Consider the following 23,163-nt stretch of genomic DNA (forward strand, 5'->3'; position numbering starts at 1 on the left):
GTCGACGGATGCCGAGCTGCGCCTACGCCGCCTAAGGTGGAACACATGCGCGGAACGATCCTGTATGCCCCCGGGGACATTCGATCCGAAATCCTGCCCGACCCGACGATCGTCGAACCGACCGACGCAATCATCGAAACATCGGCCACCTGTGTGTGCGGCTCCGACCTCTGGCCGTACCGCGGAATTAACACGTTCGACGAGCCCTGGGCAATCGGACACGAGTATGTCGGCGTCGTCCGCGAGGTCGGCACCGCGGTCACCACGGTCCGGCCCGGCCAGTTCGTCATCGGCTCCTTCATCGCGTCGGACAACACGTGTCCACACTGCCGTGCCGGCTACCAGTCGGGCTGTGCGCAGCTCGCGCCCGTGCTCGGCTGCCAAGCCGAGGCGATCCGGGTTCCGTTGGCTGACGGAACGCTGGTCCCGACGCCCGATACACCGTCCGACGAGATGCTTCCCGATTTGCTGGCACTCTCGGACGTGATGGGCACCGGGTGGTACGCGGCCCGCGCGGCCGGGGTCGCGCCCGGCCACACGACGGTCGTTGTCGGCGACGGCGCCGTCGGCCTGTCGGCGGTCCTCGCCGCCAAAGAACTCGGCGCCGAACGGATCATCGCGTTGTCTCGGCATGCGGACCGCCAGGTTTTGGCACGCGAGTTCGGCGCCACCGATGTGGTCCCCGAGCGGGGCGCGGAAGCCGTCGCACGCGTCCGGGAGATGACCGGCGGGGTCGGCGCGGACAGCGTCGCCGAATGCGTCGGCACCGACGAGTCGCTCACCACGGCCCTGGACTGCGCCCGCCAGGGTGGTGGCGTCGGATTCGTCGGCGTACCGCACGACGTCGCACTGCCGATCGCCCGCCTGTTCCGCAATCACGTCCGTCTTCAAGGCGGCTCGGCACCGGTGCGCAACTACCTTCCCGACCTGATCAGCCGCACCTACGCGGGCAATTTCCATCCCGGCCGGGTCTTCGACCTCCGGCTGCCCCTCGCCGACGTCGCGCAGGGGTACCGGGCGATGGATGAGCGGCAGGCGATCAAGGCCTTCCTGATCCCGTAACCCTGATCCCCAGTGGGACACGAAAACTCCCCCGCCTGGGACAGACGGGGGAGTTCCTTCGGCGGTGGCGGGGGGATTTGAACCCCCGGTACGGGGTTACCGCACACAGCATTTCGAGTGCTGCACCTTCGGCCGCTCGGACACGCCACCGCGAAAAACTGTACCGCAGGTACCCGTCGACACTAAATCGGCAGGTCACCTGCGGTACCGAATTGTGCTGCGGCGGGTGCCGCAGCGACAGCGACCTACTTGTCGCCGCCGCCCATCAGCTTGTCCTTGAGCTCGCCGAACTTCTCCTTGGCGCCCTCGACGACCTCGTTGACCTTTTCGTTGCTGGCCAGGTCACCAAGCTTCTCCTTGGCGCCCTCGACGACCTCGTTGACCTTTTCGTTGTTGGCCAGGTCACCAAGCTTCTCCTTGGCGGCGTTGACGGCCTCGTTGACCTTGTCGCTCGCATCAGACATTCGGGTGCTCCTTCAATACGGGTCTGGTACAGATCTGACCCGCCTAATGTGCCACGTCCACCGGGTCGCGTCCACATTTCAGCCCGATGGGGCTCCATGGTCCCGCTGGCCAGCGAAGAAGTCTTTGAGCAGCCCGACGCAGTCGTCGGCGAGCACACCCCCGCGGACCTGTGGGCGGTGCGTCAACCGGGGGTCGCGCAGCACGTCCCACAACGATCCGACGGCACCGGTCTTGGGCTCCCACGCGCCGAACACGACTTTCTCGATCCGGGCGAGCCCGATGGCCCCGGCGCACATCGTGCACGGCTCAACCGTCACCGCGATCGTGCAACCGCCCAGGCGCCAGCCGTCGCCGAACGCCCTCGCCGCCGCCCGCAGCGCGAGGATCTCCGCATGCCCGCACGGATCAGCATCGGCTTCCCGGCGATTTCCGGCGCGGGCGATCTCGAAGCCCTCGGGGTCGATGACGACGGCACCGATCGGCACATCATCGGGCCCCGACTCGGCGGCGGCGGCGATCGCCAGCCGGACGAGCTGCTCATCGTCGTGGGGCGTCATGGGCTAGTGGCCCAGTGCGTCGAGTACCTTGCTCAGCTCGTCGGCGCAGCCGAGGCGGGCGGCGATCATGCCGATTTGTTCATCGGCGTAGAGGTCGGTGTCGGAAACGATGACGGCCATCACCGCATCGGGCAGACCGAAGTCGGACAGCACCCCGAGGTCGCCCTCTCCCCACGGCTCGATGTCGTCGAGATCATCGGGATCAAGGTCGGGGATATCGATGTTGAGGGCATCGAGCACGTCCGCCGCCACATCGTAGTCGAGGGCCGCGGTGGCGTCGGACACGAGGAGCCGAGACCCGCCTGGGGCCGGCCGCAGCACGATGAAGAACTCGTCGTCGACGTCGAGGAGTCCGAAAACCGCGCCTGCGGCACGCAGATCGCGCAGCTGCCGCTCAGCATTCTCCAGGTTGGTCAGTGCCGACGATTTGAGTGCCGTCACCTTCCAGGACGTCTCCTCCCGCACGACTGCGACCGCGAACCCATCGATGTCGCCTTCGGAGTCATTTGCGCTCGCAGCCATGCTGGTCACCGTAGTCGCACCAGGCACGGTTCCCAAGTCCTCCGCGCAATGTGACAGGCTGGACTGGTGACTGCTTCACCGCACTCGACGGTTTGTGTGTTGGGGCTCGGCCTCATCGGCGGTTCGCTGCTGCAGGCGACGGTTCGCCGAGGTCGCACCGCCTTCGGATACAACCGGTCCGAAGCGGGTGCGGCCGCCGCGCGGGCGGATGGCTTCGACGCCGACACCGACCTCGACGCGGTGCTGCGCCGGGCCGCCGCCGACGATGCGCTCATCGTCGTGAGTACGCCGGTCACCACGCTCGACGAGCTGCTGCCCACCATCGCACGGCTGGCTCCGGGATGCGTGCTCACCGACGTCATCAGCGTCAAGGGCGCCGTCGCCGCCGCCGTCGCACGCCACCACCCCGATGCGCGCTATGTGGGCGGCCACCCGATGGCCGGCACGAGCCAATCGGGTTGGTCGGCGGCCGGTCCCGACCTGTTCGCCGGGGCGATGTGGATGCTGACCACCGAGGACCACACCGACCCCGACGCCTGGCGGGCCGTGGCCGCACTTGCGCGCGGGTGCGGCGCACAGGTCGTCCCGGCCGCCAACGACGCGCACGACCGGGCTGTCGCGGCCATCTCGCACCTGCCACACCTGACCGCGAACGCGACCGCTGCCGTCGGCGCCGCGGAGAGCGGACTCGCACTGCGACTGGCCGCGGGAAGCTTCCGCGACGGCACCCGGGTTGCGGGCACCGCCCCCGCGTTACAGCGCGCCATGTTGGAGGCCAACCGCATCGCACTGCTGAACACACTGAGCGAGACCATCGACCGCCTCGTGGCAGCCCGCGACGACCTGCGCGACAGCGGTTCGGTCGAGATCATCGTCGACGACGGTCACCGTGCCCGGCTCGCCTACGAGGCGATGGCGACCACCCCGGTGCCGCCCATCGTCGGTATCGAACCGGGCGAGGCCGATTGGGCCGCGCAGATGCGGCGCCAGGGCCACCTGGGCCGCACCTGGCAGCGCTAAGGCGCTGCCACGCTACGCGTCGAGTTTCAGCTTCTCGTCGGTGAACACCAGTACATAGACGATGCCGCCGATCAGGCCACCGAGTAGCGGCGCGAGCCAGAACAGCCACAACTGTCCGGGCGCCCCGGAACCGTTGAAGAATGCGACGGCCGTCGAGCGCGCCGGATTGACCGACGTGTTGCTGATCGGAATCGAGATGAGGTGGATCAGGGTGAGGGTCAGACCGATCGCCACGCCGGCGAATCCGGCGGGCGCACGCTTGTCGGTGGCACCGAGGATCACGATCAGGAAGAACGCGGTCAGCAGGACTTCGGCGATGAGCACTGCGGCCAGTGAGTACCCGGCGGGTGAATGGACGCCGAACCCATTGGCCGCCATATTGCCCTCGGCCTCAAAACCCTTACGCCCCTTGGCGATTGTCCACAGTGCGAGGCCGGCGATCAGGCCGCCGACCACTTGGGCGATCCAGTAGGGGACCAGGTCGCGGGCCGGCAGCCGGCCCGCGGCGACCGCGCCGAGCGTGACAGCCGGGTTGAAGTGTCCGCCGGAGATGTGACCGACGGCGTAGACCATCGTCAGCACCGTCAGGCCGAAGGCCAGCGCGACCCCCAGATAGCCGATCCCGACGTTGAAGGACATACCGGCGCTGGTGTCGCTGGCAATCTGCTTGGCCGCGAAGATCGCCGATCCACATCCGCCGAAGACCAGCCAAAAGGTGCCGAACAGCTCGGCGAGTCCCCGCCGGGTGAGTGATTCAGACACTGAAAAGCCCTTCCCTCAAAGAATTTGACGCCGTAAACATATCCCGGCATCAGCGGCGACACCGGACTTCCCGGCAATCGTCGCCCTGATCGAGTCCATCGGCCGGGTACGTTGCCCTATGAGTGCGCGGACGAAGGTCGATGTGATCGGCGTCAGCAGGACCAGCCTCGAGTAACCCGGCCACCGAAAGAAGGACAACATGCCGATCCTGCGTGCGGCGAAGTCCGAAGATGTGCCGGCGATCCTGGCACTGATCCAGGGACTCGCCGAATATGAGAACGAACCCGGCGCCGTACACGCCACCGAGGAATTGCTGGCCGAGCAGCTCTTCGGCGAGCACCCGGGGGCCGAGGTCGTCATTGCCGACGTCGCCGGTGATGCCGTCGGCTTTGCGCTCTTCTTCCACAACTTCTCGACGTGGGAGGGCCGGCGAGGCCTCTACTTGGAGGACCTGTTCGTCAAACCCGGGTTCCGCGGGCGCGGCGTCGGTGCACTGCTGATGGCGCATTTGGCCGGGCTCGCCGTCGCCCGTGGTTGCGCCCGATTCGAATGGTCGGTGCTGGACTGGAACACCCCGGCGATCGGCTTCTACCGGAGCCTCGGCGCGGTCGGCATGGACGGCTGGACCGTGCAACGCCTCGACGGGGAGGCCTTGGTCGCGCTGGCCCGCTCGGCGCCCGCCTAAGCGGGCGCGGTCAGCAGGAAAAGGAGCTGGCTCCCGATCAAAGCAACCGGCCCGCACCGTTGGATGGGTGCGGGCCGGTTGTTGTGTGCGCCCGAAGGGATTCGAACCCCTAACCTTCTGATCCGTAGTCAGATGCTCTATCCGTTGAGCTACGGGCGCGAGTCGTGTTCAATTGTGCCGCACACAAGGTACGGGTGGCGGAGGCGAGAGGATTTGAACCTCCGGTCCGGTTTTAGCCGGACAACTCATTAGCAGTGAGTCCCATTCGGCCGCTCTGGCACGCCTCCTAGTGCGGAGTCCTTTCGAACTGCCGAATACGTAGGCTACACACCCGACGCGACGGGGCGCAAACCACCAGCCCCACCCGCCGCCCGATACCCTGTTCTAGTGACTGTGCGACTGCGCCCCGACCTCGACGACCTACCCGTCTACGTGCCCGGCAAGACCCATCCCGGAGCAATCAAACTGGCGAGCAACGAAGTCACCTTCGGCCCATTGCCCAGCGTCGCGGCCGCGATCGCCGAAGCCGCGGCGGGCATCAACCGCTATCCCGACAACGCCACGACCGAGTTAACCGGTGCGCTCGCGAAGAAACTCGACGTGACGCCAGCGGAGATCCAGGCCGGCTGCGGTTCGGTGACGCTGTGCCAGAATCTGATCACGGCGACCTGCCGTCCCGGCGACGAGGTGCTCTTCGGCTGGCGCTCGTTCGAGACCTATCCGCTGGCCACCCGGATCGCCGGGGCGACGCCGGTCCAGGTCCCGCTCGACGCCGAGCAGGCCTATGACCTGTCGGCCATGGCCGCGGCGATCACCGACCGCACTCGACTGATCTTCATCTGCAACCCCAACAACCCGACCGGCACCGTCGTGGGGCGCGAGGCACTCCTCGCCTTTCTGCGCGCAGTGCCCGGCGACATCGTCATCGCGATCGACGAGGCCTACGTCGAATACGTTCGCCTCGGGGATTCACAGAACTACAGTGCGCTGGAATTGCGCAGGGAGTTCCCCAATATTGTTGTGCTGCGGACCTTTTCGAAGGCTTACGGGCTAGCTGGGTTGCGGGTCGGGTACGCCGTGGCAGACCCGCGGGTGATCACCGCACTGAGCAGGGTCCACCTCCCGTTCTCCATCAACTCCGTGGCCCAGCGGGCCGCCGTCGCCTGCCTCGAGGCCGACGACGAGTTGCTCGCCCGCACCGATGCGGTGGTCACCGAGCGCATCCGCGCGGCCGCCGAACTCCGCACCCTCGGGTATCGCGTACCCGAATCACAGGCCAACTTCGTGTGGCTCGATCTCGGCGCAGACGCCGTTCCGTTCGCCCGCGCCAGCGCCGAGGCCGGGGTGATCATCCGCCCCTTCGACGGCGACGGGGTACGTGTGACCATTACTGAGCGCAACGAGAACGACGCCTTCCTCGCCTTTGCGGCACAGTGGGCGCGGCGCTGAGCGACTGCGCCGGTCGGCCTAGAGGCCGCGGGAAATCGTCGCCCAGGCGAGGGGCAGGTCACCGCGCCAATACGGCCAGCTGTGGGTGCCGATCAGCCGGAAACCATCGGTGTACTTGATGCCCGCCTGGCGCAGCTGCACCGCAAACTCCAGCGAGCAGCGGTAGGCACCAAGCTCGAGTACTGAGCCCGATGCGTTGACCGCATCGCGCGGCAGCCCGTCAGTGGGCCGCGGGGCGAGGTCGAGCGGGCCGATGGCGCCCGACCCGGCCGAGAGGAACAGGTTCTTGCCGCGCAACGCGCCAAGGTGCAGCAACGGATCGTGTGCGCGCCAGAGCTGCGATCCGGGCGGACCCCACATATTGTCGGCGTCGCCGCCGCCCTTGGCGACCGTCGTACGCACATAGCCCTGATTCAGCGGACCGGAGACCGGCGGACACCCGGACAGCGACGCAGCGCCGCTGTACATCTTCGGGTGCCGGCTCAGCAACGCATAGGCGGCTTGTCCACCCATCGAGAGTCCGATGAGCGCATTGCGGCCGGTGCCGTCAAATTGCCTGTCCACCAATGGTGGCAGCTCGCGCGTCAGGAAGGTCTCCCACTGCGGCTTCCCGAGTTTGGGATCGTCGCTGCGCCAATTGGTGTAGAAGGTGCCGGCCCCACCCATCGGCAACACCACGTTGACGTTCTTGTCGGCAAAGAACTCGCCGGCCCTGCCTTTGGTGATCCAGTCGCTAACACCCTGCGTCGCGCCGGCGCCGTCGAGCAGGTAGACCGTCGGCCGCGGACCGTGACCGTCGCGCGGGGTCAGCACCGAGACCTTGACGTCCTTACCCATGGAGGGTGACGCGACGACGATGTCGGTGCGCAAGGCACTGAGTTTGTACGTCTTGGAGATACGTGCCTCGGGAGATGCGCCGGCGACCGCGGGCAGCACCGCGCACATGGTTGCGGCAAGCGCCGCGACCATGGCGGCTGATGCCGGTCGGGTCAGATGAAAACGCATGGATTCCCCACAACTCCTAGCTGGTCTACCAAAAGACTACGGGCGCCACCACGCGATCCGGCCACCCCGATGAAAACTCTTTGTAAAAGTACGGATACGGTTGAGTCACGATGTGGCGTTCGTCACACCCCCGTGGCCTTATACGCTGGTCGGGTGAGCACAGACACGCCCCATCTCGGCAAACACGAGTTCGCCTTCGAGGCGCAGGTGCCGGTTCGCTGGTCGGACATGGACGCCTTCGGCCACATCAACCACGCGCGGATGGTGACGTTGATGGAGGAGGCACGGGTCGAATGGCTGCTCTCCGCTGGACCCGAGTATCAGCCGCTGATCAAGAGCGCGATGATCGTTCACGTCGACATCCGCTATCAGAGTCAGCTCCGCCACGAGGACACGCCGCTGCAGGTCGGGATGTGGATCAAAGGGTTCCGCTCAGTGGACTTCACCATCGGCTATGAGATCCGGGGCAGCGGCGCACCTGTGGACGGCAAGGCCGCCTGTGTGGCCGCGACACAAATGGCCGTCGTCGATGTCGAGGCGCACACCTTGCGCCGCCTCGCCGACGAGGAGAAGCACTACCTCGCGTCCTGGTCTCGGGGGTAGGCGACGCGGGTCAGCGCCGGCGGCGGCGTTGACCGCTGGCGCCGCCCGGCGTGTTTCCCGATGCTGCCCGGGCCGCCCGCTTCGCCGCCAGCTTCTGTTTCGCGTTCCGCTTGGCGGCGGGTTCGGACTCGCTGCGCGATGACGTCGCCGAGCGGCCGCGCACAATGCCGATGAACTCATCGGCCGGGGGCGACGTCGGATCGGTCCACAACAATCCGACCGTGCTGCCGGGCGCACCGGTCAACGGCCGGTAGGCGAGGTCGCGGCGGTGGTGCAGCCGGGCCAGCGACTGGGGCACGGCGAGCAGTCCGGCGCCTGCCGCGACCAGTTCGACGGCGTCGCCGGTCGTGGCCGGCCGATGCTTCACCGCGGCGCCGGGACGGAATGTGGGCAGCGGGTCGTCGGCCGGCCAGAGGAACTGCTCGTCGGCGACATCGGCCAGGGTCAGTTCGTCGACGGCGGTCAACAGGTGCCCCTTCGGCACGACGACGACAGTGGTCTCCGTGTACAGCGCGATCGTGTGGTGCGGGCCCGGATCGGTGTGTGCCAGTGCGTCGGGGAGTCGGGTAAGCACGATGTCGACGCGGTGCTCGCCCACCGCGGCGGCGGAGTCGCAGACGTCGACGGCGACGAGTTCCAGCGGTAGGTCGGGACGGCGCTCGCGCCAGATCTTCGCCCATTTGGCCGGGGTTACTCCCGGCACATACCCCAGCCGAAAGCTGGAACCGTCGGGGATGGACACCATCCGAGCGTATCGGGTTCACCTGAGTACTCTCGACGCATGAGTTCGCAGTCGATGAAACCGGTGACCGCCGCGAAGAAGCTTGATGTCTACCTGCCGGCCACGCCGGCGCAGTTCCAGCAGGGTCCCGTCACGCGCGCAGAACTCACCGCCCTACAGGCCGACCCGCCGCAGTGGCTGCGCGACCTGCGCACCCAAGGCCCCCACCCGAAGAATCTGGTCGCCGCGAAGCTGGGCGTGTCCATCGCCGGTTTGCTGCGCGGCGGGATCACCGACGCGCTGACCACCGAGCAGATCGCCGGACTCCTCGCCGAGATGCCGGAGTGGTTGAGCGCGGAACGGGCCACGCAGTCGCAGGTGCGGCGCGATGAGCGCCGGGTGAAGTCGTTGCACTCCGACCGCAGGCAATCACGCGACACCGACGGCTAGGTCTTCGCCGGGGAACTAGTGGTGCTCGGGCTCGCCGGTGGGCGCGGGTTCGTAGCGCGGCGGCAACTGCGCTGGCGGTGGGCCGCCCGGCGCGATACGCGCGATGTTTCCGGCGAGCACATCGCGGTAGATGCGCAGTTGTTCTTCGCCGGCACGAACCTGCTCGGTCAACCGCTTTGAGTTGTCCGCCGAGATCTCCCTGCTGCCCGACCGGGCGACCAGGTCGACGATCCGGTCGTCGATGGTGGTGGCGCGGTCGTACTCGTCGAGGAGCCGCAATTCGACGGCGGCCGAATCCATGACGTGCGAGACCTCGGCCAGCGCCTGGACTCGGTCGATCAACTGTGACCAGACCGGGCGCAACTCCTTTTCCTTGGCTGCGATGTGGTCGACGAAGGCTTGGTCGAATCCACCGTTGCGCATCGCCCGGTCGAGGTCCACCCGCACCGCGCGCAGTGCGATGACGTCAGCAGAAATCTCGGCGAGCTCACCGTGGAGGTTCACCTGGCTGCGCTGTACCGCGAAATGGTCCGAGCGCCAGGCAGGACTTCCGCCGATCCGGTCGTAGTACTGGCCGGCGACGTAGAGCAACGTCTCATAGCCGTCGACAAAGGACATGTGCTGGGGGGCGGCCGGCGTCGCCGGCACCGGCCGGTCGGCCAGCGCCTCGCGCGCCCACTGCTCGACCTGCGGACCCATCGCGCGCATGGCGAGTCCGCCGACCGCACCGGCGAGCCGGCCAAAGGCCGCGCCACCGGCCCGGCGCACGTAGCCGCCCGCGTTCACGTCGGGGGTCGGCGTGTGCAGCAGTCCCTCAAACAGCCGCTCGCGCGCCTCGATCTCGAGGTAGATGCCCTCGCGGCGCTCCCGGCGGATCACCCGCGTCCCGCCCGCGTACACGCCTTTGCCGATGACGATCTGTTTGCGTGCATCCTCCCGGCGGCGCATCAACCCGTTGAGACGGTTCTGCAGGCCGGACCGCACCATCGCCGGCAGGACCGGGTTGGCCAGCTGGGCCTCGATTTGCGCGATCCCCCGCTGAAGGCGGCGCAGGTTTCCGAAACCCTCGGGCAACGCGGCCAGCGCCAGCCCCGACGATTCGCGCCGAATGACGACATCGCGCGCCTGGGGTGCGAGGAATCCGGCCGCGATCAGGTTGGCCGCGGCATCGGACACCTCCCGACGAGGTCCGGGCACCTGGGCCGCGTCGATCCACCGCCGGATATCGGCGGCGCTCGCAGCGGGTGGGACTCGTTGGCTCATCTCACCGATACTACCGATTAGCGCCGACACCATTTCGGTGCCAGATCGGTCGCGTGACCCGGTGCAGGAGCCAGGCCAGGGGAATGGCGCAGGCGGTTGTGACGATAAATGCCCACCACAGTGAGCCCGTCAGCAACACCTGGTAGCCGAGCAGGCCCATGACGAGTTCCAGCACGATCACGTGGACGCAGAAGAATTCGTAGGAGATCTCCCCGAACCAGACCGCCGGGCGGCTGGCCCAGATGCGCGTCCACCAGTCCCCGGCCGCCGCACCCGGCTGCTCTGTACCGGCCATCGCAAGGGGTCCGATGAAGCCGACGGCCACCACGAGGTACAGGATGTGCTTGACGACGGTCTGCGCCGCGGTCTCGGGTGTCATCGTCGCACCGCCCGCGGCGGAGATACCGGAGATGACGAAGGCCGCAACCCCGGCGCCGACCCACCAAGCGGTGTGCACGCGCGACATCATCGGGACGCACACGGCCAAGACCATGCCCGCGACGAACCACCAGAAGAAGGTCGGCGGCCAGATCCGCGCGGTGAGGTCGACGTCGGCGCCGACGACGGCGAAGATCCACAGCGGAGAGGCCAGCGCCACGGTGCCGAGTAGGCAGAGCAGCAGGTCGGGGCGCCACCGTCGGCGGCACAGTGCGACGCCGAGAATCGCGATCATCGGCAGCACAAGGTAGAAGGCAACCTCGGCCACCATGCTCCACATCTGCGTCAGCCCAGTGTGCTGGTGACCGAGCCCGAAGATCTGCGTGAAGGTCATGTTGCGCCAGAAGCCGCCCCATCCGGTGCCGTAGGTCGTCGGGTTCTGGCGAATGAGGAACACCAGGTACACGCCGGTGACGGTCAACCAATAGGCGGGCAGAATGCGCCGGGCGCGGTGGGCGAAGTAGGTGGCGACCGCCACCGGTTGCGTGTCGGTGCCGCGCCGGAGTCGGGCGACCCACGTCGAGTAGAGCAGGTAGCCCGACAGTACGAAGAAGATCGTCACACCCACCTCGAACCGGGCGCTCAATCGTCCGGCGTAGGTGTCCTGGTAGTGGCCGGTCCAGTACGCGGCGTGCGTCAGGCACACCGCGAGGGCTGCGAGGGTGCGGATACCCGTGAGCGCGGGAACGCGTGCGGCCATGGGCCGATCTTGTCACGACACCGTCTCGGTTCAGTGACTGCACTAGCCCCCCGATGCACTCCCACTGATAATTCGTCTGTTACTGAAGTGACGCGTGTGACTGGGGATGCGACGCGTCGAGGAAAGGCCAAGCCGAGTGCGAAACACCCTTGTGCGGACCAGTGTCGCGGTGGCGACGACGCTGGCCGTCGGCCTGACCATCGGTACCGCCGTCGCCGACGGAGCTCCGCCACCACCGCGACCACCCGGACCCATCGCGGGGCCACCACCACCTCCGACGTCTCGGATCGTGTCGGTGACCCCGTTCAAGGGACGGGAACGGTTGCGGGTGTTCTCCGCGGCAATGGCACGAGAGGTAGTCGTCGACCTCCAACGGCCGGTCGACCTGGCCCGCCCCGCGCGACCGGGCGACAAGCCGCGCCCGCACGCGCGAGCCGGTCAGCGGCCCACCATCTACCTGCTCGACGGGGCCGAGGCGCACGAGACCGAGTCCGGTTGGTACGCCGAGACGCAGCTCGCCGACCTCGCTTCGAAGACTGACGTCAATGTGCTCACCCCCGTCGGCGACGCGCACAGCTACTACACCGACTGGCGAGCCGTCGATCCCGGCATGGGGAACAAGAAGTTCATGTGGGAGACGTTCCTGACCCGCGAGTTGCCGCCGCTGCTGGGCCAGCAGTTCGGCTCCAATGACGTCAGCGCGATCGCCGGCGCGTCGATGGGCGGGCTGGCGGCCCTGACCCTCGCCACCCGCCAACCGCAGCTCTACCGCGCGGTGGGCGGATTCAGCGACTGTGCGAACGTATCCAGCCCGGAGAACCAGTTCCTGACGCAGTGGGACATCAGTCGTGGCGGCGGCAACGCGATGAACATGTGGGGCAAGTTCACCGACCCGCAATGGCAGGCCCACGATCCGTTCGTCAACGCCGCGCAGCTCGCCGGCAAGACCATCTACCTCTCGGCGGGCAGTGGCATGCCCGGCCGCTACAACAAGGTGTCCGCCGACCCACTGGAATCGACCGCCAAAGGCGCCTTCCTCGAGTTCGGCAGTGCCGTCTGCACCGGGCGGATGACCGCTGCACTCAAGAAACTCGGAATCCCTTTCCATGGCAGTCTCAATCCGTCGGGCACGCACCGGTGGGAATACTGGCGCGACGAGTTGCTCACCGCCTGGCCGATCCTGATGAAGTCGATCGGCGCCCGGATCGACGGCCCGATCCCGCCGGCGCCGGGCTCCACCCTGGCGGACGCGTTCGGTTCCTCTGGCAGCTGAACATCCCCGTCAACCCGATTCAGCGAGGCTCCACACTTCGCGGATCGCGACACCGCAGAGGGCCGCGACGAGCAGGACGAGCAGGAGGTACCAGGATTTACGGTAGTCGCCGACCCCGCGGCGGGCGGCGCCAAGGACCAGCGCCGCCGAGTAGCGGGGTCCCAACGGTAAACAGAGCGGTGACCACGAACACCCACCACGACCGGTGACCGATCACCCGAGCGAGTTTCCTCCCTCGCAGGGTAGTCGGGGCTGCCGCCCGGACCCGTACGGCAGTAGCGCCATCTCTCGAGCGTTGCGGACCGCCGTAGCGACCTGACGCTGCTGCTGCGGGGTCAGCCCGGTGACTCGATTTACCCATGGGACAACACCTTTCGACCAGATACTGGTCGACTACCAACTGGACTTGTGGATACCGGGGAGCTCGCCCCGATGAGCCAGTTCCCGGAAGCGCACGCGCGAGACCCCGGCTTTGCCGATAAAGCCGCGCGGTCGACCATCGATGGCATCCCGATTGCGCACCCTCGTCGGACTGGCATCACGCGGCAGCGCAAGGAGTTTGCGTAGCGCCTGCGCCCGCTCGGCGTCGGATGCGCCACTATCGGCAATGACCCGCTTGAGTTCCGCGCGTACCGGCGCGTACCGGGCGACGGCTTCTTTGCGTCGCTCGCTAGCGATGATTGTGGATTTCTTGGCCATCAGCGTTCCTCTTTGAAGTCGACGTGGCGTCGTGCAATCGGGTCATATTTACGCAACACCAGCCGGTCGGGGTCGTTGCGTCGGTTCTTGCGAGTGACGTAGGTGTAGCCGGTACCGGCCGTCGACTTGAGTTTCACGACGGGCCGCAGGTCAGTGCGTGATGCCATCAGAGCTTCTCCCCTCGCCCACGAAGCTCAGCAACGACGGCCTCGATCCCCCGACGGTCGATCGTTTTGATCCCTTTCGCACTTACCCGCAACGTCACATAGCGCCCCTCGCCGGCCAAGAAGTACCGGCGTCGCTGAATATTCGGATTCCACCGGCGTGACGTTCGCGTATGCGAGTGCGACACCTGCTTCCCGAATCCCGGCGTGCGGCCGGTGACCTGACATCGCGCTGACATAGCGCCTCCTCTTAATGACAACAATTCGCAATAAGACAGCGGCGACGCTACCGTGAGAATCGTGCAAATGAAAATCGTTCCCAATACTGGTGATGGCCGCACGCCCGTCGTGTTGGTCGCCGGACTCGACGCCGACGCCGTCACACGAACGACGACGGCCTTCCTCATCCCGGGCACCACGGTCGTTCACCACGACCTGAGCGAACTCGACCTCGGTCGCGTACGGCGAACGACTCGCACCCTCGATGCCGACGGTCGTGAGCAGGCTCATCAGACGGTGCTGCTCCTCGAGCACGGCTGCGTCTCATGCACCCTACGCAACGACCTACTCCCCCTCCTGCGCCAATTGCATCGACGCGACTCAGTGCAGCGCGTCGTGTTGCAGTTGGACTGTGCCCTGGAGCCGGAGGCACTCTGCTTCGCGATCACCCACGCGGTCGTCGCCGACATGCCCGGCTTCGGTGATGCGCCGGCCAGCCAGGACGTGCGGATCGAGGCGACGGTGGCGTGTGTCCCCGAGGCGCAGTGGCTCGAAGCGGCAACCAGCGATGTCACCATGGCCGAATACGAGCTATCGGCGACGACCGGCGACGACGATGAACGGACCGTGGCCCAGGTTGCCGTCGGGCAGGTGGCCTTCGCCGACGCACTGGTGATCGTCGGCTGCGACCCGGCACTGCGCGACGCCTGGGAGTCAGCACGATTGACCGCGGTGCTGAAACGGCTAGCCCCGTCGGCCCCGATCATCATGGAGATTCCCCAACGCCCGATGACCGCGATACTCACGGCCCACCTGCTGGCGGCGATTCCAGCTCGCTCACGCCGAGGCCGGATCGATGAGCCACAGGATCCGCTGCTACGCGACCAGCCCCCGCTCGATGCCGACTGCGGCGTGGAACTGTTCACCGTCGAACTCGACCGCCCGTTCCATCCGGCCCGGTTGCACGAGGCCATCGACGAACTCCTCGACGGCGTCGTCAGCGCCCGCGGCCGGCTCTGGCTGGCCACCCAACCCGACGCCGCACTGTGGCTGGAGTCGGCCGGCGGCGGGTTGCGCATCGCACCGGGTCCGACGTGGCTCGTCGCCATGTCCGAGGACCAGCTCGCCACCGTCGATGCGGAGCGCCGCGCCTTAGCAGCGTTGCGGTGGGACAACAATCACGGCGATCGACACAGCGCACTGAGCATCCTCGCCCACCGACCCGAGCAACCCGAGGCGATCCGCACGGCCCTGCGGGGCGCCTGTCTCACCGACGACGAAATGGCGCTGGGACAGCAATTCTGGCTGGGGTTCGACGACCCATTCGGCCTCGCCCACAACGACCCGTGCGACGACCTGCCGCGTGCGACCGACAGCAAACTCACCCACCGAGAGGACAACCGATGAAGCCCGATACCCACCCCGACTACCACCCCGTCGTGTTCCGCGACGCGAGCACCGGCACCCAGTTCCTAACCCGCTCGACGGTGCACTCAGACAAGACCGTCGACTGGTCCGACGGAAACACCTATCCGCTGGTGATCGTCGAAGTCAGCAGCGATTCGCACCCCTTCTGGACCGGCGAGCAACGCCTGCTGGACACCGCCGGCCGCGTGGAGAAGTTCAAGCGCCGGTACGCCAACGGCTACCGCTAGCCCGCGGGACGGCTACTGCTTGCCCATCGCGATGCGCAAGCGGTCTTCGGCACTGACGAGATGATCCTGGCTGTCGTCGCCGATATCGATCTGCACCCATTCGACCGCACCGGTGAACGCCGAGTCCTGCGGCCGGTAGTCCGGGGACGCCGACGATCCGGTGTCGCGGCCCACGTCGCAGGCCTCGTCGGCGGAGAACCCGACCGGCTGGGTCCGTTCGACCCGGCCGGTGCCGATGGGCTTTCCGTCGCAGTAGAGCGTGATGCCGCCACCCCGGCCGAAACCCTCACCGTCATAGGCAAACTCCATCCGCACCTGGTGCCTGCCCGGCGGAAGGGTTTCGGCTGCGGTGGTCATGAAGTGGTCGATCCCGAAGAAGTTGTAGCAGTACTTCAGCTGCTGGTCGTGCACGTAGAGCACCCAACCGCCAGCGACTCCGCCCTGGGTGGCGATGACCCCGCCGGCACCGTCGGGGGGCACGACGATCCCGGCGGTCACCGCGTGCGACTTGTTCTTCACCGAGATGACGCACCCCTCGGCGACCCGCATGCCCGAGAACAGCAGTTGGCTGGTCCCGGTGATCAACCGGGGGCGCCCGGACAGCTCTGGGATGAGCCGCTCGATCGTGCGGTCATCCATCGGCAGCACACCGTACTTCGCCGCCTCGATGAGCCAGAGACGCTGCAGCTGAGCCAGTTTCGCGGGCTCATGGGCGGCCAAGTCGTTGGCCTGCGTCCAGTCGTCGGGGGCGTAGAGCTCCCACACGTCGTCGTCGAAAGGCGCGGCGTCGAGGACCCATGGCGTGCGGTGCTTGGTCACCGCCGCCCACCCCTGGAAGTAGATGCCGCGGTTGCCCATGATCTCGAAATACTGGACGGCATGCGATTCGCCGGCATCGCCGTCGCGTAGCGTGCCCAGCATGCTGACTCCCTCCAATGGCGCCTGGGTGGTGCCGTTGACGGACTGGGGAGCGGGAATCCCGGCCGCCTCCAGAATCGTCGGGACGATGTCGATCACATGGTGGAACTGACTGCGACTGCCGCCGGCATCGGGCAGTTCCGACGGCCAGTGCACAATGGTGCCGTTGCGGGTCCCACCCCAGTGCGAGGCGACCTGCTTGGTCCACTGGTAGGGCGTACACATGGCGTGCGCCCACCCGACCGCGTAGTGGTTGTAGGCCGCCGGCGTGCCGAGTTCGTCGATCTTGGCGATAAGGAATTCGGGCGTCTCAATCCCGGGCATGCCATTAAGGGTGGTCATCTCGTTGAAGCAGCCGACGGGCGTTCCCTCGGCGGAGGCACCGTTGTCGCCGATGAGGTAGAAGACCAAGGTGTCGCGCAGCGCCCCCAGATCGTCGAGGGCGTCGATGACCCGACCCACTTCATGATCGGTCTGCTCAAGAAACCCCGCATAGACCTCCATCTGCCGGGCCAGCACCGGTTTGAGCTCCTCGGGCATCTCGTCCCACGCGGGAATCTCCGCGTGCCGCGCTGTCAGTTGGGCGCCGGCCGGGATCACCCCGAGGTCGAGCTGGCGGGCAAAGGTCCGCTGCCGCGCGACATCCCACCCGTCGTCGAACCTGCCGCGGTACTTGTCGGACCACTCGGTGGGCACGTGGTGCGGGGCGTGCGTCGCACCGGGGGCGAAATACATGAAGAACGGCTTGTCCGGGGTCAGTGCCTTCTGCTGGCGGACCCAGGTGATCGCCCGGTCGGCAAGGTCCGCGGTCAGGGTGTAGCCCTCCTCAGGGGTCGCCGGCGGCTCGATGGGCGAGGTTCCCTCGTACAGTCCCGGGTAGTACTGGTTGGCCTCCCCGCCGACGAAGCCGTAAAAGTATTCGAACCCCGACCCGGTGGGCCACTGATGGAATGGGCCGACGGGCGATACCTCCCAGGTCGGGACCTCGTGACACTTGCCGAACTGCGCCGTGGCATAGCCGTTGAGCTTCAGCGTCTCGGCGATCGGCGCCTTGTCCTTGGGTCGGATGCTGCTGTTGCCGGGCGCCGACGTCGCCATCTCGGTGATGCCGCCCATACCGACCGAGTGGTGGTTGCGCCCGGTCAGCATCGCCTGACGGGTCGGCGAGCACAGTGCGGTCGTGTGAAACCGGTTCAACTTCAGGCCGCCGTCGGCCAACCGCTGTGCCACCGGCATCTCACACGGCCCGCCGAAGACGCTCGACGCGCCGAAGCCGACGTCGTCGAGGAGCACGATCAGGACGTTCGGCGCGCCGTCCGGCGGGCGCAGCGGTGCGATGGGCGGATAGACGGTGTCGGGATCCTTCGCGTCGTACGTGGTCAACCCCACCTGCGGCACGTCGGGGATCGGCAGGCGCTCGCGGGCCGGGCCGGCGCCCCGCCCCTTGGACTGCGTGTTCTCAACCATGCCGCCTCCACCGTCGGGTCGTGGTCAATATAGGTCGGCTCCGGACATCGCGGGGGCAGAGTTCGTCAACGTCTATCCCGTATGCCGCGGCGCCGCTGAACTCGCTTGCCCGGACGGCGAGGAACTCTTTCGGCGGGTGCCCGGTAATCCTCGCGAACTCCCGCGTCAGGTGGGCTTGATCGGCGTAGCCGCAGTCGGCGGCAACGTCGGCGATCGCCCCGCCGGTTTCCAACTCCGCCCGGGCGTGATCGAATCGGGCCAGTCGCGCGGCCTGCTTGGGCCCGACTCCGTACTCGGCGGTGAAGACCCGCGTCAGATACCGGGCCGACCATCCCGAAAGCTCGACGAGCCGGGCAACGGTGATCTGTCCCCCGGCATGCTGGATCAGCCGCCACGCCCGCTCGGCGTCGGGATCAATCGCCCGCGCCCGCGCCACACTGGTCGCCTCGTCGATGATCCGAGCCGCGACCGGCCCGCGCTCCTCATGCGGCACGGTACCGGTGGCGTCGTAGAGGCGGCGGGCCAAACCCGGGGCGACGTCGCCGAGTTCGATATTGGTGGTCCACAATTCTGCCGCGGGCAGCCCGAACAGCGCCCGCACCGCCGCCGGCGAGAGACTGGCCGCGACACCGATCTGGGTGCCGGTGTGGTGGATGATCACCGGCCGCAGGTGCATACCGCCGAGACAACACCGGAAGGTCCGCCGGCCGGACCGATCCGGTTCGCTGAGACTGAGCCCGCCATCGAGGTCGACGATCAGGGTCACCGTCGACGAGGGCAGGCCGAGATGGTCGCCCGGCGCCGCACCGATAATCCGGTACGGATTGATGGAGATGCCGGTCAGCCCGCGTACGTGCCGAAGCTCCACACGTTTCCCTCCGCATCGGCGATGGAGAACCCTCTCGACCCATAGTCCTCCTCGGCCATGTCGCGCACCAGGGTCGCACCGAGGTCGCGGGCGCGGACGTACACCGCGTCCGGGTCGGTGACGACGACGTAGATGTTGCCGGCGCCGGTGGCCGGTGGGCCAAAGTTGCCCGGCGAGTGGATCATGACCCGGCCGCCGTCGGGCCAGAGCATCTCCGAGTGCCGGACCTCGCCGTCACCGTCTCCTTCGACGAGGATGCCCTCCGCGAAGCCGAGGCGAGCCAGCCACGCACGGGCGGCGATGGGGTCGTCGTAGTTGATTCCGGGCCAGATGTTGCTGTCTTTTCTCTCATTCATGACTCCAGTGTGCGTCGATCGGCCGCCCGTCTCTTGTAGAAATCGGCAGCGTCGAGCACCCTCTTTGCGTAACCCCCTAGGGGGATGTTAGGGTCGACACCGTCTAACCCCCCAGGGGGATAACCATGAGAGGGCCCGATGAGCGCCACTAACCTGCAACCGACTGACTCTTCGTCGGCCGCGGCCGACGAGCAGTACACTCACCCCGGCCCGCTCGGGCGCCTCGGCGTCTGGGTGATCTCGCACGGAAAGATCGTCGCTGCCGTGTGGGTGCTGCTCGTGATCGGCCTGGGCATCTTCGCGCCGGCCGTCGAGAAGAACCTGTCCGGCGCCGGCTGGCAGGCCGACGGTTCACAATCAGTTCAGGTCCGCGAGCTCGCCCAACAGCATTTCGGCGGGAACGCCTCATCGGCCATCCAGGTCGTCGTGCAGTCCGACGCTCCACTGACCAGCGGCGACGGACCCGCAGTCCTGGCCAAGGCAACCGACATGCTGCGCGGCGACCACCGGATCGCCGAAATCGTCGCGCCGATGCCCGGCGCAACCCTGACGCCCGACGGGAAGACCGCAATCATCCTCGCCGGCGCCGGCGCCGACACCAACGAGATGGTCCGCGCCGCCACCGACCTGACGCCGCGACTACAGGCACTATCCACCGACACCGTCAAAGTCAATCCGACCGGGTCGTCGGTGCTGTGGTCAGACTTCAACCACGCGAACCTGTCGGCCATGATGAAGTCGGAGATGATCTCGTGGCCGGTCACCCTGATCATCCTGGTCATCGCCTTCGGCGCACTCGTCGCCGCCGGCCTGCCGCTACTGTTGACCCTCGCCGGGCTGATCGCGTCGGCCGGAATCCTGGTTCTGGTCAACGAGATCGTGCCGGTGTCAATCTGGGCGATGAACTTTGCCATGATGTTCTCGCTCGCCCTGGGCATCGATTTCGCGCTATTCCTGGTCGTGCGCTTCCGGGCGGCACGGATGGGCCACCAGCTGCCCATGCCACAGGCGATTGCCCAGACGATGGATACCGCGGGCAAGGCCGTGCTGCTGTCCGGTATCACCGTCCTGGTGTCGCTGTCCGCCGTGATGATCGTGCCATCGCCGTCGTTCCGGTCCATGGCCGGCGGCATCATGATCTCGGTCGTCTTCATCCTCGCCGCCACCCTGACGCTGCTCCCGCTGGTACTGGCCAAACTCGACGGCCGACTCAACAAGTTCGCGCTGCCGTGGGTCAAGGTCGCCGAACACCGCTCCCCCGTCTTCGAGCGCTGGGGCGAGCGCCTGTGGCGCCAGCCACTCCGCTGGGGCCTGGGGGCACTCGCGATTCTCATCGTGCTGGCCATCCCCGCCGTCGGCCTGACCACCGCCATGCCGTCGATCAAGGTGCTGCCCGCCGACGCCAGCGCCCGAGTCGGCTACGACGCGGTCCAGCAGGCCTTCGGCGCCGGCGCGCCGGGAACCCTACAGATCATCGTGCCCGCCGCGAACGCCCAGTCCACCGGTGACGCGCTGCGGAGCGACGCCGGAATAGCCGCCGTCATGCCGGCCCAGACGTCGACCGACGGCAGCAGCCTCGCGCTGATCCAGGCCGTGCCCCGCGTCGACCCGTCCGATCCGGCGCTCGGCGAAACCGTGCACCGACTGCGCACCACACTGCCCGACGGGGCGATGGTCGGCGGGGCCGCGGTGGAGAACCTCGACCTGAAGGCCGAGATCGACCGCACCACGCCCATCGTGATCGCCACCGTGATGATCTTGGGCTTCCTGCTACTGCTGTTCGCACTGCAAGCACCGCTGATCGCGCTGCTCGGCACGCTGGCCAGCCTGCTGTCGACGCTCGCCGCATTCGGCGTCGCCCGACTCATCTTCCAGGACGGCATGGGCGCTTCGTTCTTCGGCTTTGAGCCGCAGGGCTTCCTCAACGCGTGGGGGCCGGTGTTCTTCTTCGCGATGATCTTCGCGATCGCGATGGACTACACCGTCTTCCTCCTGGCCTCGGCCAAAGAACACTGGGAGAAGGACGGCACGGCGCACGCCGCGATGGTCGGCGCAGTCGCGCACTCCGGACGCGTCATCTTCGCCGCCGGCGGCGTGATGGTCGCGGTGTTCTTCACCTTCGCACTGTCTGGACCATTGCCCCCCAAGGAGATGGGCATCATCCTGGGTATTGCAGTGCTGCTCGACGCCTTCCTCATCCGCCTGATCCTGTTGCCGGTGCTGTTGCGTCTCACCGGACGCGCGGCCTGGTCCTGTCCCGCCTGGCTGCGCCGGATCCTCCCGACCATCACCTTCGCCCACGACTGACCAACCCGAAACACCCCACCGAAAGGAAACCATCATGACCACTCCCACCACCCCCACCGGCGCCGAAACCCTGCGCGCGCTCACCCCGCAGCACCGTGAGCTGCGCCAGGCGATCCCCGAGGTCTACAAGGGCTTCGCGGCCCTCTCCGGCGCGGCCTTCGCCGACGGCGCCATCGACCGCAAGACCAAGGAACTCATCGCCCTGGCCATCGGCGTCGTCGAGGGCTGCGACGGTTGTGTCGCCTCGCACGCACAGGCCGCCGCCCGCGCCGGCGCCACCGACCAGGAGGCCGCCGAGGCCATCGGCGTCACCTTCCTCATGCACGGCGGCCCAGCGACGATCCACGGCGCCCGCGCCTATGAAGTCTTCCGCGAGTTCAGCGCTGCCGCTGCCACCGGGCAGGGACCCAGCTGATGTGCCACGCCGTTCGCTGCCGCACCTGCGGAAAGACCACCTGGTCTGGGTGCGGCAGCCACGTCGCGCAGGTGAAGGCCATGGTCCCCGCCGACCAATGGTGCCCCGGGCACGCTGACGCGAAGCCGGCTGGCCGCGGTCTCCTGCGCCGACGGCGCTAGGCCGGGCACTGCCCCGGCAAGTACCGCTGGCAGGTGATTGCTCCAAGCCCGCGTAAGCGGCTGGTCATGACCCGCGTAAGCGGCTGGTCATGAATGGTCAGCCGGCCAGGAAGGCAAGGACCTCGGGGACGAACTCCTGGTGGTGCTGGAAGACGCCGCCGTGACCGGAGTTGGGGTAGACGATCAGTTTGGCGTCGGGGAGGCGTCGGGCCATGTCGGCGGAGTGTTCACTGGCGACCATCAGGTCGTGATCGCCGTTGGCGACCAGGATGGGGACCTTGATGGTCGCCAAGTCGTCGGGGGCGTGCAGCCCACCGGAGGTGATCGCACGCAGTTGAGCAAGGCTCCCTTGCCGCGAGATGGGCCGGTCGAGGTCCTGAGTACGTTCGGCGAGGCGCGCGAAGTACTCCTGCGCTGCCCTCTTTCCCTCGGTATTGCGCGGGAAGAAGAGGAAGTGGCGCGGGTCCTTCCGGGTCGCAAGTGCCTTGACATACGCACCGCCCACGATGAACGGCATCTTCCAGATGCCACCGCCACCCCGTGGCCCGGTGCCGGCGAGCACCATCCGGCGTACCAGGTCGGGCGCTTGCAGCGCGATCATCTGCGCGACTGCTCCACCGAGCGAAAAGCCGACTAGGTCGACTTGCCCGTAACCGAGTGCCCTGATGAACGCGATCGCATCGGCGCCCATGTGTTCCAGGTCGTTGGGGACGCGGGAGCCGGTCGCACCCACCCCACGGTTGTCGAAGGCGATCACGTGATGCTGCGCCGCGATGCCGTCGATGACCCGTGGGTCCCAGTCGTCCAGGACGGCGGTGAAGTGATGGAGGAAGACCACTGGCACACCGGAGGTGTCTCCGAGCTCGCGGTACGCGAACGGAGTGCCGTCGATCGCGATGGTCTTGGTCGGGGTGTCTCGCCAGGTCGTCATGGCAGTTTCTTTCGTTGGTGGGGGATCA

Annotated in this window: 27 protein-coding genes, 3 tRNA genes and 1 pseudogene; 11 read left to right on the plus strand and 20 right to left on the minus strand. The window is 67.3% G+C overall.

The genetic code is table 11. The features are described 5' to 3' along the window. The first annotated feature begins 45 nt into the window (after positions 1 to 45). Complete coding sequence (locus tag B4M62_RS14135; protein ID WP_290714177.1) at positions 46 to 1,062, plus strand: zinc-dependent alcohol dehydrogenase family protein; 1,017 nt, start codon at positions 46 to 48, stop codon at positions 1,060 to 1,062. Positions 1,063 to 1,124: 62 nt separating this feature from the next. On the opposite strand, the gene B4M62_RS14140 is transcribed toward B4M62_RS14135, so the two are convergent. The 4 genes from B4M62_RS14140 to B4M62_RS14155 all read right to left on the minus strand — a co-directional run bounded on the left by B4M62_RS14140 (position 1,125) and on the right by B4M62_RS14155 (position 2,606). Further along, a tRNA-Ser gene (locus tag B4M62_RS14140) sits at positions 1,125 to 1,212 on the minus strand. Between the two features lie 95 nt (positions 1,213 to 1,307). Beyond that, a complete protein-coding gene (locus tag B4M62_RS14145) occupies positions 1,308 to 1,526 on the minus strand; it encodes a hypothetical protein (RefSeq protein WP_290714179.1) in 219 nt (72 codons plus the stop codon). 78 nt (positions 1,527 to 1,604) lie between these two features. Continuing rightward, the gene (locus tag B4M62_RS14150; RefSeq protein WP_290714181.1) at positions 1,605 to 2,084 is read right to left on the minus strand and encodes a nucleoside deaminase; all 480 of its coding nucleotides are present in this window, start codon (positions 2,082 to 2,084) and stop codon (positions 1,605 to 1,607) included. Between the two features lie 3 nt (positions 2,085 to 2,087). After that, positions 2,088 to 2,606, minus strand: coding sequence for a tRNA adenosine deaminase-associated protein (locus B4M62_RS14155; protein ID WP_290714183.1), 519 nt, complete (start codon positions 2,604 to 2,606; stop codon positions 2,088 to 2,090). 63 nt (positions 2,607 to 2,669) lie between these two features. Between B4M62_RS14155 and B4M62_RS14160 the strand changes: the two genes are divergently transcribed. After that, complete coding sequence (locus B4M62_RS14160) at positions 2,670 to 3,626, plus strand: prephenate dehydrogenase (RefSeq protein WP_414651856.1); 957 nt, start codon at positions 2,670 to 2,672, stop codon at positions 3,624 to 3,626. 12 nt (positions 3,627 to 3,638) lie between these two features. Here the strand turns inward: B4M62_RS14160 and aqpZ are convergent, their stop codons facing one another. Continuing rightward, positions 3,639 to 4,388 (minus strand): aquaporin Z, encoded by a 750-nt coding sequence (gene aqpZ / locus B4M62_RS14165; protein WP_290714187.1) that lies wholly within the window; start codon positions 4,386 to 4,388, stop codon positions 3,639 to 3,641. Positions 4,389 to 4,587: 199 nt separating this feature from the next. On the opposite strand from aqpZ, the gene B4M62_RS14170 reads away from it, so the two are divergent. Continuing rightward, positions 4,588 to 5,073: a GNAT family N-acetyltransferase gene (locus tag B4M62_RS14170; protein WP_344716600.1), complete on the plus strand. Its 486-nt coding sequence runs from the start codon at positions 4,588 to 4,590 to the stop codon at positions 5,071 to 5,073. An 86-nt stretch (positions 5,074 to 5,159) separates the two neighbouring features. On the opposite strand, the gene B4M62_RS14175 is transcribed toward B4M62_RS14170, so the two are convergent. Both B4M62_RS14175 and B4M62_RS14180 read right to left on the minus strand, forming a co-directional pair. Next, positions 5,160 to 5,232: transfer RNA gene (locus B4M62_RS14175), tRNA-Arg, on the minus strand. Between the two features lie 36 nt (positions 5,233 to 5,268). Further along, positions 5,269 to 5,360, minus strand: a tRNA-Ser gene (locus B4M62_RS14180). A gap of 100 nt (positions 5,361 to 5,460) precedes the next feature. On the opposite strand from B4M62_RS14180, the gene hisC reads away from it, so the two are divergent. After that, on the plus strand, positions 5,461 to 6,522 hold the full coding sequence (gene hisC, locus B4M62_RS14185; protein WP_290714189.1) for a histidinol-phosphate transaminase: 1,062 nt from the start codon (positions 5,461 to 5,463) through the stop codon (positions 6,520 to 6,522). 18 nt (positions 6,523 to 6,540) lie between these two features. On the opposite strand, the gene B4M62_RS14190 is transcribed toward hisC, so the two are convergent. Further along, positions 6,541 to 7,527: an alpha/beta hydrolase gene (locus tag B4M62_RS14190; protein ID WP_414651853.1), complete on the minus strand. Its 987-nt coding sequence runs from the start codon at positions 7,525 to 7,527 to the stop codon at positions 6,541 to 6,543. Positions 7,528 to 7,680: 153 nt separating this feature from the next. Here B4M62_RS14190 and B4M62_RS14195 point away from each other — a divergent pair, with 153 nt between their 5' ends. After that, entirely contained in the window at positions 7,681 to 8,130 is a 450-nt protein-coding gene (locus B4M62_RS14195) for an acyl-CoA thioesterase (protein ID WP_290714191.1), read from the plus strand. 10 nt (positions 8,131 to 8,140) lie between these two features. Here B4M62_RS14195 and B4M62_RS14200 read toward each other — a convergent pair whose 3' ends face one another. Further along, complete coding sequence (locus B4M62_RS14200) at positions 8,141 to 8,875, minus strand: LysR substrate-binding domain-containing protein (protein WP_290714192.1); 735 nt, start codon at positions 8,873 to 8,875, stop codon at positions 8,141 to 8,143. Positions 8,876 to 8,926: 51 nt separating this feature from the next. Here B4M62_RS14200 and B4M62_RS14205 point away from each other — a divergent pair, with 51 nt between their 5' ends. Further along, complete coding sequence (locus B4M62_RS14205; RefSeq protein ID WP_290714233.1) at positions 8,927 to 9,301, plus strand: DUF5997 family protein; 375 nt, start codon at positions 8,927 to 8,929, stop codon at positions 9,299 to 9,301. 15 nt (positions 9,302 to 9,316) lie between these two features. Here the strand turns inward: B4M62_RS14205 and B4M62_RS14210 are convergent, their stop codons facing one another. Together B4M62_RS14210 and B4M62_RS14215 are read right to left on the minus strand one after the other, a co-directional pair. After that, on the minus strand, positions 9,317 to 10,564 hold the full coding sequence (locus B4M62_RS14210; protein ID WP_290714194.1) for a hypothetical protein: 1,248 nt from the start codon (positions 10,562 to 10,564) through the stop codon (positions 9,317 to 9,319). Between the two features lie 10 nt (positions 10,565 to 10,574). Further along, positions 10,575 to 11,702 (minus strand): acyltransferase family protein, encoded by a 1,128-nt coding sequence (locus tag B4M62_RS14215; RefSeq protein ID WP_290714196.1) that lies wholly within the window; start codon positions 11,700 to 11,702, stop codon positions 10,575 to 10,577. A 136-nt stretch (positions 11,703 to 11,838) separates the two neighbouring features. Here B4M62_RS14215 and B4M62_RS14220 point away from each other — a divergent pair, with 136 nt between their 5' ends. Beyond that, positions 11,839 to 12,975, plus strand: coding sequence for an alpha/beta hydrolase (locus tag B4M62_RS14220; RefSeq protein ID WP_290714198.1), 1,137 nt, complete (start codon positions 11,839 to 11,841; stop codon positions 12,973 to 12,975). A gap of 9 nt (positions 12,976 to 12,984) precedes the next feature. On the opposite strand, the gene B4M62_RS14225 is transcribed toward B4M62_RS14220, so the two are convergent. From B4M62_RS14225 to rpmB, 5 genes and pseudogenes are all read right to left on the minus strand, one after another. Further along, a complete protein-coding gene (locus B4M62_RS14225) occupies positions 12,985 to 13,140 on the minus strand; it encodes a hypothetical protein (RefSeq protein ID WP_290714200.1) in 156 nt (51 codons plus the stop codon). Positions 13,141 to 13,188: 48 nt separating this feature from the next. Further along, positions 13,189 to 13,326, minus strand: a pseudogene (locus tag B4M62_RS14230) (hypothetical protein); the annotation flags it as partial. A gap of 42 nt (positions 13,327 to 13,368) precedes the next feature. Next, on the minus strand, positions 13,369 to 13,674 hold the full coding sequence (gene rpsN, locus B4M62_RS14235) for a 30S ribosomal protein S14 (protein WP_290714202.1): 306 nt from the start codon (positions 13,672 to 13,674) through the stop codon (positions 13,369 to 13,371). Beyond that, entirely contained in the window at positions 13,674 to 13,841 is a 168-nt protein-coding gene (gene rpmG / locus B4M62_RS14240) for a 50S ribosomal protein L33 (RefSeq protein WP_290714204.1), read from the minus strand. Before rpmG ends, rpsN begins: the two co-directional genes overlap by 1 nt. Continuing rightward, positions 13,841 to 14,077 carry a 50S ribosomal protein L28 gene (gene rpmB, locus B4M62_RS14245; RefSeq protein ID WP_290714206.1) on the minus strand — a complete coding sequence of 79 codons (237 nt, stop codon included), beginning with the start codon at positions 14,075 to 14,077 and terminating at the stop codon, positions 13,841 to 13,843. The genes rpmG and rpmB overlap by 1 nt, the downstream gene beginning before the upstream one ends. Before the next feature lie 67 nt (positions 14,078 to 14,144). On the opposite strand from rpmB, the gene mrf reads away from it, so the two are divergent. After that, positions 14,145 to 15,464 (plus strand): ribosome hibernation factor-recruiting GTPase MRF, encoded by a 1,320-nt coding sequence (gene mrf / locus B4M62_RS14250; RefSeq protein ID WP_290714207.1) that lies wholly within the window; start codon positions 14,145 to 14,147, stop codon positions 15,462 to 15,464. Continuing rightward, positions 15,461 to 15,712: a type B 50S ribosomal protein L31 gene (locus B4M62_RS14255; protein WP_290714208.1), complete on the plus strand. Its 252-nt coding sequence runs from the start codon at positions 15,461 to 15,463 to the stop codon at positions 15,710 to 15,712. The genes mrf and B4M62_RS14255 overlap by 4 nt, the downstream gene beginning before the upstream one ends. A gap of 12 nt (positions 15,713 to 15,724) precedes the next feature. On the opposite strand, the gene B4M62_RS14260 is transcribed toward B4M62_RS14255, so the two are convergent. Genes B4M62_RS14260 through B4M62_RS14270 form a run of 3 tightly spaced genes read right to left on the minus strand, consistent with a single transcriptional unit; the run spans position 15,725 to position 19,321 of the window. Next, the gene (locus B4M62_RS14260; RefSeq protein WP_290714209.1) at positions 15,725 to 18,097 is read right to left on the minus strand and encodes an arylsulfatase; all 2,373 of its coding nucleotides are present in this window, start codon (positions 18,095 to 18,097) and stop codon (positions 15,725 to 15,727) included. Then, positions 18,090 to 18,965, minus strand: coding sequence for a helix-turn-helix transcriptional regulator (locus tag B4M62_RS14265; protein WP_290714211.1), 876 nt, complete (start codon positions 18,963 to 18,965; stop codon positions 18,090 to 18,092). Before B4M62_RS14265 ends, B4M62_RS14260 begins: the two co-directional genes overlap by 8 nt. Then, complete coding sequence (locus B4M62_RS14270) at positions 18,938 to 19,321, minus strand: glyoxalase (RefSeq protein ID WP_290714212.1); 384 nt, start codon at positions 19,319 to 19,321, stop codon at positions 18,938 to 18,940. The genes B4M62_RS14265 and B4M62_RS14270 overlap by 28 nt, the downstream gene beginning before the upstream one ends. A gap of 138 nt (positions 19,322 to 19,459) precedes the next feature. On the opposite strand from B4M62_RS14270, the gene B4M62_RS14275 reads away from it, so the two are divergent. Together B4M62_RS14275 and B4M62_RS14280 are read left to right on the plus strand one after the other, a co-directional pair. Beyond that, positions 19,460 to 21,628: an MMPL family transporter gene (locus B4M62_RS14275; protein WP_290714213.1), complete on the plus strand. Its 2,169-nt coding sequence runs from the start codon at positions 19,460 to 19,462 to the stop codon at positions 21,626 to 21,628. A 34-nt stretch (positions 21,629 to 21,662) separates the two neighbouring features. After that, complete coding sequence (locus B4M62_RS14280; RefSeq protein ID WP_290714214.1) at positions 21,663 to 22,043, plus strand: carboxymuconolactone decarboxylase family protein; 381 nt, start codon at positions 21,663 to 21,665, stop codon at positions 22,041 to 22,043. A gap of 258 nt (positions 22,044 to 22,301) precedes the next feature. On the opposite strand, the gene B4M62_RS14285 is transcribed toward B4M62_RS14280, so the two are convergent. Next, a complete protein-coding gene (locus B4M62_RS14285; RefSeq protein ID WP_290714215.1) occupies positions 22,302 to 23,135 on the minus strand; it encodes an alpha/beta fold hydrolase in 834 nt (277 codons plus the stop codon). Between the last annotated feature and the right edge of the window lie 28 nt (positions 23,136 to 23,163).

Source organism: Gordonia sp. UBA5067 (assembly GCF_002414845.1).
Classification (GTDB): domain Bacteria; phylum Actinomycetota; class Actinomycetes; order Mycobacteriales; family Mycobacteriaceae; genus Gordonia; species Gordonia defluvii.

Excerpts from the sequence above, each read along its gene's own strand:
- B4M62_RS14170 (WP_344716600.1), top strand. The coding sequence starts at position 4,588 with ATGCCGATCCTGCGTGCGGCGAAGTCCGAAGATGTGCCGGCGATCCTG.
- B4M62_RS14190 (WP_414651853.1), bottom strand. The coding sequence starts at position 7,527 with ATGCGTTTTCATCTGACCCGACCGGCATCAGCCGCCATGGTCGCGGCG.
- B4M62_RS14270 (WP_290714212.1), bottom strand. The coding sequence starts at position 19,321 with ATGAATGAGAGAAAAGACAGCAACATCTGGCCCGGAATCAACTACGAC.
- mrf (WP_290714207.1), top strand. The coding sequence starts at position 14,145 with ATGAAAATCGTTCCCAATACTGGTGATGGCCGCACGCCCGTCGTGTTG.
- rpsN (WP_290714202.1), bottom strand. The coding sequence starts at position 13,674 with ATGGCCAAGAAATCCACAATCATCGCTAGCGAGCGACGCAAAGAAGCC.
- B4M62_RS14150 (WP_290714181.1), bottom strand. The coding sequence starts at position 2,084 with ATGACGCCCCACGACGATGAGCAGCTCGTCCGGCTGGCGATCGCCGCC.
- B4M62_RS14215 (WP_290714196.1), bottom strand. The coding sequence starts at position 11,702 with ATGGCCGCACGCGTTCCCGCGCTCACGGGTATCCGCACCCTCGCAGCC.
- B4M62_RS14255 (WP_290714208.1), top strand. The coding sequence starts at position 15,461 with ATGAAGCCCGATACCCACCCCGACTACCACCCCGTCGTGTTCCGCGAC.
- B4M62_RS14260 (WP_290714209.1), bottom strand. The coding sequence starts at position 18,097 with ATGGTTGAGAACACGCAGTCCAAGGGGCGGGGCGCCGGCCCGGCCCGC.
- B4M62_RS14280 (WP_290714214.1), top strand. The coding sequence starts at position 21,663 with ATGACCACTCCCACCACCCCCACCGGCGCCGAAACCCTGCGCGCGCTC.
- B4M62_RS14275 (WP_290714213.1), top strand. The coding sequence starts at position 19,460 with ATGAGCGCCACTAACCTGCAACCGACTGACTCTTCGTCGGCCGCGGCC.
- B4M62_RS14145 (WP_290714179.1), bottom strand. The coding sequence starts at position 1,526 with ATGTCTGATGCGAGCGACAAGGTCAACGAGGCCGTCAACGCCGCCAAG.
- rpmB (WP_290714206.1), bottom strand. The coding sequence starts at position 14,077 with ATGTCAGCGCGATGTCAGGTCACCGGCCGCACGCCGGGATTCGGGAAG.
- B4M62_RS14155 (WP_290714183.1), bottom strand. The coding sequence starts at position 2,606 with ATGGCTGCGAGCGCAAATGACTCCGAAGGCGACATCGATGGGTTCGCG.
- B4M62_RS14210 (WP_290714194.1), bottom strand. The coding sequence starts at position 10,564 with ATGAGCCAACGAGTCCCACCCGCTGCGAGCGCCGCCGATATCCGGCGG.
- B4M62_RS14285 (WP_290714215.1), bottom strand. The coding sequence starts at position 23,135 with ATGACGACCTGGCGAGACACCCCGACCAAGACCATCGCGATCGACGGC.
- B4M62_RS14200 (WP_290714192.1), bottom strand. The coding sequence starts at position 8,875 with ATGGTGTCCATCCCCGACGGTTCCAGCTTTCGGCTGGGGTATGTGCCG.
- rpmG (WP_290714204.1), bottom strand. The coding sequence starts at position 13,841 with ATGGCATCACGCACTGACCTGCGGCCCGTCGTGAAACTCAAGTCGACG.
- B4M62_RS14205 (WP_290714233.1), top strand. The coding sequence starts at position 8,927 with ATGAAACCGGTGACCGCCGCGAAGAAGCTTGATGTCTACCTGCCGGCC.
- B4M62_RS14135 (WP_290714177.1), top strand. The coding sequence starts at position 46 with ATGCGCGGAACGATCCTGTATGCCCCCGGGGACATTCGATCCGAAATC.